Below are 5,319 nucleotides of genomic sequence, written 5' to 3'. Positions count from 1 at the left end.
CGAAAGCGATCGACTGGAAACTGTCGCATAACATAATAAAATCAGGCAGATGTACTAATACGAGCCAACTGTTCGAAATAATCCGGGAAGGTTTTGGCGGTACATTTTGGGTCAAGAATGGTCACCGGCGTGTCAGACAGCGCCACCAGCGAGAAACACATCGCCATGCGGTGATCGTTGTAGGTCGCGATGTCCGCAAATTGCAATGTTGCAGGCGGGGTGATGCGGATAAAGTCATGCCCCTCTTCCACTTCCGCGCCCACTTTGCGTAACTCCGTCGCCATCGCGAACAGACGATCGGTCTCTTTGACGCGCCAGTTGTAGATATTACGTAATGTCGTGGTGCCTTTAGCGAACAGCGCCGCCGTTGCAATGGTCATCGCCGCATCAGGAATATGGTTCATATCCATATCCACTGCGTTCAACTCGCCGTGAGTACAGGCAATAAAATCGTCGCCCCATGTAATGGTTGCGCCCATTTTCTCCAGTACATCGGCAAAACGAATATCACCCTGCATGCTGTTGCGGCCAATCCCGGTAACTTTTACCGTACCGCCTTTAATAGCACCTGCCGCGAGGAAATAGGAAGCGGAAGAAGCATCACCTTCAACCAGGTATGCACCCGGTGACTGATACTGCTGCTGCCCCTTCACGACAAAGCGCTGGTAGTTTTGATTTTCAATTTCAACACCAAACGTTTTCATCAGGTTCAGTGTGATATCAATGTAAGGTTTGGATACCAGGTCACCTTTAATTGCGATCGTCGTATCCTGCGGCGCCAGCGGCGCAGTCATCAGCAACGCAGTGAGGAACTGGCTGGAAACGCTACCGTCTACCTCAACCTGGCCTCCGGTAAAGCCACCGCGCAGACGTAAAGGTGGATAGTTTTCCTGCTCCAGATAGTCAATTTTGGCTCCGCCCTGGCGCAGCGCATCAACCAGATGGCCAATCGGGCGCTCTTTCATGCGCGGTTCGCCCGTCAGCACGATGTCATTGCTGCCCAGACATAACGCTGCGGCCAGCGGGCGCATTGCGGTTCCGGCGTTGCCAAGGAACAGCTCAACTGCACCTTCTGCGTGCAACGCACCGCCATTGCCAATTATCTCGCAGCGGGTACGATCGGCAGAAAGGGTATAGCTAATCCCTAACGCATTCAGAGCATTGAGCATATGGCGAACATCATCGCTGTCCAGCAGATTGGTCAGGACAGTGGTGCCATTGGCTAATGCAGCCAGCAGCAAAGCGCGGTTAGAAACACTTTTGGATCCAGGCAGATTGATGGTGCCATCCACCCGCGCAATGGGTTGTAACGTCAGGGATTCCATGAAACTCGACTCTCAAAAAACAGACATAAAAACCCCACAGACGGGCTGTGGGGATGAAAAGCACAGCAGATTAGCCGCGGCGGCGTTCGAAATCGACCATGAAATCGGTCAGTGCTTTAACACCTTCAAGCGGCATGGCATTGTAGATGGACGCACGCATACCGCCGACTACACGATGCCCTTTCAGCGCGTGCAGGCCCGCAGCAAAAGACTCTTCCAGGAACAGTTTATCCAATGCGCTGTCAGCCAGCAGGAACGGTACGTTCATGCGTGAACGGTTGGATTTCGCCACATCGTTACGGTAGAAATCGCTGTTATCGATTACGCCGTAGAGCAATTCCGCTTTTTGCTGGTTAATTTTATCCATCGCATTAACACCGCCCTGCTTTTTCAGCCATTTAAAGACCAGGCCAGACAGATACCAGGCAAAGGTTGGCGGCGTATTGAACATGGAATCGTTGTCATTCAGCACGGTATAGTCGAGGATTGACGGGCATGAGACATGAGCTTTACCCAGCAAATCTTCACGGACGATGACAATCGTCAGACCGGCCGGGCCGATATTTTTCTGTGCCCCGGCATAAATTACGCCATAACGGCTAACGTCAAGCGGTGCGGAAAGAATGGTAGAAGACAGATCTGCCGTGACCACAACGTTGCTGGCAAAATTCGGCGTTTCATCGATCGCAATGCCATCGATGGTTTCGTTCGGGCAATAGTGCAGGTATGCCGCGTTATCAGAAAGTTGCCATTCACTCATCGGCTTAACAGCACGCAGGCCGTCCACGGTGACTTTGGCATCAATAACGTTTGGCGTGCAGTATTTTTTCGCTTCTTTAATTGCGCTGGCGGCCCAATAACCGGCATCGACGTAATCCGCGGTGGTTTTATCGCCCAGAATATTTAACGGGATACCCGCGAACTGCCCGCGACCACCGCCATGGCAGAACAACACTTTATAGTTGGAGGGGATGCTGAGAAGATCGCGAAAATCCTGCTCCGCTTCCTCTGCGACCTGGATGAATTCTTTGCCACGGTGGCTAATTTCCATCACTGACGTGCCAAGACCGTTCCAGTCACAAAGATCCTGTTGAGCCAGTTTAAGTACTTCTGCCGGTAACATTGCCGGACCTGAACTAAAATTGAAGACCTGAGCCATTTCCCCTCACCACGTTGTGTTGTTGTCCAATCAACATCCTGTCATTGACGATAATCCGGTGACAGACATTGGTATAAGTTATTCCTGTGGATATCGGTTTTATCATTCAGTGACACGCGCCGCAATGGGTAAAACTGGCAAGGGTAAAAATGTGTCATCGGTCACACAACAGAATCTATCGGATTGACGGGTAAAAACCGAGATTTTTGCTGTCAGGTAACCCGTTTTGCCCGACTGGCCTTCGACCATTCTGGATTTGCACAGCGCGGACATAATTGATGATCTCCGGCCTTCATTTGCACTACTTCGCTACAACGTATGCAGGCATAGTCCCCTGCTTCAGGTATTACTTTAAATCGTTGCGTACAACGTTTAGGCAGAATACTGAGCCCCGGCTTTACATCTTCATCGGCAAAGAAGTAGACGCTGATTTGCCCATTCGTCTCCAGAATAGCCAGTTTCACTTGTCCCAATTGCTCCACGCCGTTCAAACGCAGTTCCATAAAGAATTCAAATTCCGTCATATTGGCGCTATTGAGCTTTGACCATGCCAGCTCGCCGTCTTCAATGATCACGACGGGTTTGCCCTCCAGCAGGTCCTCCATTTTTTCACTATGCGCCATTAGCCACATTACCAGCCGATACAGCACAGCAAGAGTAATAAAGACCACCAGCACCGGCAGCATCGGAACATCGTCATAAAACGCCACGTCTCCCGCGGCGGAACCCAGCGTAAGGATGATAAGGACTTCAAAAAGCGACATCTGGCGTACGCCACGACGTCCGGTGATTTTTAAAAACAGAAAAACCAATATAAAGGTGTAAAGGCTGCGTAGCGCAACTTCCCCCAGAAAATCCATGGGCACCTTATCAAGCGCCATACGGTGTAAATCGAAAGCTTTCATTAATATGCTCTAAACGTGATTGGCTGTAAGAAAGCATAGCCAATGCTTTTATTTACGCATGGGCTCCGGCGACGATAGCGCCGTTCATTGAAAACCCGTATCATTGCGCGCTTTCCGTACGACAAAAGTGATTTTCATGACGCAAACATTTATCCCCGGCAAAGATGCCGCTCTGGAAGACTCCATCGCTCGCTTCCAGCAAAAATTGCTCGACCTCGGTTTTCAAATTGAAGAAGCTTCGTGGTTGAATCCCGTCCCTAACGTCTGGTCTGTACATATTCGCGACAAAGAATGCGCGCTGTGCTTCACCAACGGTAAAGGCGCGACAAAAAAAGCGGCGCTGGCTTCTGCGCTGGGCGAATACTTTGAGCGTCTGTCGACTAACTACTTCTTTGCAGATTTCTGGCTGGGCGAAACTATCGCCAATGGCCCGTTCGTACATTACCCGAACGAAAAATGGTTCCCGCTGACTGAAGAAGACGATGTTCCAGAAGGTTTACTGGATGAACGTCTGCGTGCGTTTTACGATCCAGATAACGAACTGACCGGCAGCATGCTTATCGATCTACAGTCTGGTAATGAAGAGCGTGGCGTCTGCGGCCTGCCGTTTACCCGCCAGTCTGATAACCAGACCGTCTACATTCCGATGAATATTATCGGCAACCTGTATGTTTCTAACGGCATGTCTGCGGGTAACACACCTAACGAAGCTCGCGTTCAGGGCCTGTCTGAAGTCTTTGAGCGCCATGTGAAGAACCGTATTATTGCCGAAAGCATCAGCCTGCCGGAAATCCCGGCCGAGGTGATGGCGCGCTATCCGGCAGTGGTGGAGTCCATCGCCACACTGGAAGCGGAAGGTTTCCCGATTTTTGCCTACGATGGCTCGCTGGGCGGCAAGTATCCGGTGATTTGCGTTGTCCTGTTCAACCCGGCCAACGGTACCTGCTTTGCCTCCTTCGGCGCACACCCGGATTTCGGCGTTGCGCTGGAGCGTACCGTGACTGAACTGCTGCAGGGCCGTGGTCTGAAGGATCTTGATGTCTTCACCCCACCGACCTTCGACGATGAGGAAGTGGCAGAACATACCAACCTTGAAACTCACTTCATCGATTCCAGCGGTCTGATCTCCTGGGATCTGTTCAAGCAGGATGCCGACTATCCGTTCGTTGACTGGAATTTCTCCGGCACCACGGAAGAAGAGTTCGCCACCCTGATGGCCATCTTCAATGCTGAAGATAAAGAAGTGTATATCGCTGACTATGAGCACCTGGGCGTTTACGCGTGCCGCATTATTGTTCCGGGAATGTCTGACATCTATCCGGCAGAAGATCTGTGGTTAGCCAACAACGCTATGGGCACCCATCTGCGTGACACCATTCTCTCTCTGCCAGGCAGTGAGTGGGATAAAGAAGACTACCTCAATCTGATTGAACAGTTGGATGAAGAAGGTTTTGACGACTTCACCCGCGTGCGCGAGCTGCTCGGTCTGGCGACCGGTGCGGATAACGGTTGGTACACCCTGCGTATTGGCGAGCTTAAAGTGATGCTGGCGCTGGCCGGTGGCGATCTGGAGCAGGCCCTGGTGTGGACCGAATGGACGATGGAATTTAACGCCTCCGTCTTTAGCGCGGAACGTGCAAACTACTATCGCTGCCTGCAAACATTGTTGCTACTGTCTCAGGAAGAAGACCGTCAGCCGCTGCAGTATCTGAACGCATTCGTCCGCATGTACGGCGCTGAGGCGGTTGAAGCGGCAAGTGCGGCACTGAGTGGTGAAGCGCCGTTTTATGGACTTCAGCCAGTAGACAGCGATCTGCACGCATTCCCGGCACATCAGTCTCTGCTGAAAGCCTATGAGAAATTGCAACGCGCGAAAGCGGCACACTGGTCAAAATAGTGACAAACAACTTGCCTCGAGTAGGCTAAATGT

General features: G+C 51.5%; 4 protein-coding genes. 1 reads left to right on the top strand and 3 read right to left on the bottom strand.

Features of this window, described 5'->3' with window-relative positions:
* Window positions 1–41: 41 nt before the first annotated feature.
* The 3 genes from aroA to FDW94_RS06535 form a co-directional block, all read right to left on the bottom strand.
* Window positions 42–1,325, bottom strand: a complete 1,284-nt coding sequence (aroA, locus tag FDW94_RS06545; RefSeq protein ID WP_060682472.1) for a 3-phosphoshikimate 1-carboxyvinyltransferase — start codon at window positions 1,323–1,325, stop codon at window positions 42–44.
* 70 nt (window positions 1,326–1,395) lie between these two features.
* Window positions 1,396–2,484: a 3-phosphoserine/phosphohydroxythreonine transaminase gene (serC, locus tag FDW94_RS06540; protein WP_137377323.1), complete on the bottom strand. Its 1,089-nt coding sequence runs from the start codon at window positions 2,482–2,484 to the stop codon at window positions 1,396–1,398.
* 212 nt (window positions 2,485–2,696) lie between these two features.
* Window positions 2,697–3,389, bottom strand: coding sequence for a DUF421 domain-containing protein (locus tag FDW94_RS06535; RefSeq protein ID WP_008784261.1), 693 nt, complete (start codon window positions 3,387–3,389; stop codon window positions 2,697–2,699).
* A gap of 136 nt (window positions 3,390–3,525) precedes the next feature.
* On the opposite strand from FDW94_RS06535, the gene ycaO reads away from it, so the two are divergent.
* Entirely contained in the window at window positions 3,526–5,286 is a 1,761-nt protein-coding gene (ycaO, locus tag FDW94_RS06530; protein ID WP_060682473.1) for a 30S ribosomal protein S12 methylthiotransferase accessory factor YcaO, read from the top strand.
* Window positions 5,287–5,319: the final 33 nt, after the last annotated feature.

It is taken from the genome of Citrobacter sp. wls757, from assembly GCF_005280935.1.
In the GTDB taxonomy this organism is placed as follows: domain Bacteria; phylum Pseudomonadota; class Gammaproteobacteria; order Enterobacterales; family Enterobacteriaceae; genus Citrobacter; species Citrobacter portucalensis.
The sequence above is the reverse complement of the archived record's forward strand: the minus strand, read 5'-3'. Positions and strand labels throughout refer to the sequence as shown.

Excerpts from the sequence above, each read along its gene's own strand:
- aroA (WP_060682472.1), bottom strand. The coding sequence starts at position 1,325 with ATGGAATCCCTGACGTTACAACCCATTGCGCGGGTGGATGGCACCATC.
- serC (WP_137377323.1), bottom strand. The coding sequence starts at position 2,484 with ATGGCTCAGGTCTTCAATTTTAGTTCAGGTCCGGCAATGTTACCGGCA.
- FDW94_RS06535 (WP_008784261.1), bottom strand. The coding sequence starts at position 3,389 with ATGAAAGCTTTCGATTTACACCGTATGGCGCTTGATAAGGTGCCCATG.
- ycaO (WP_060682473.1), top strand. The coding sequence starts at position 3,526 with ATGACGCAAACATTTATCCCCGGCAAAGATGCCGCTCTGGAAGACTCC.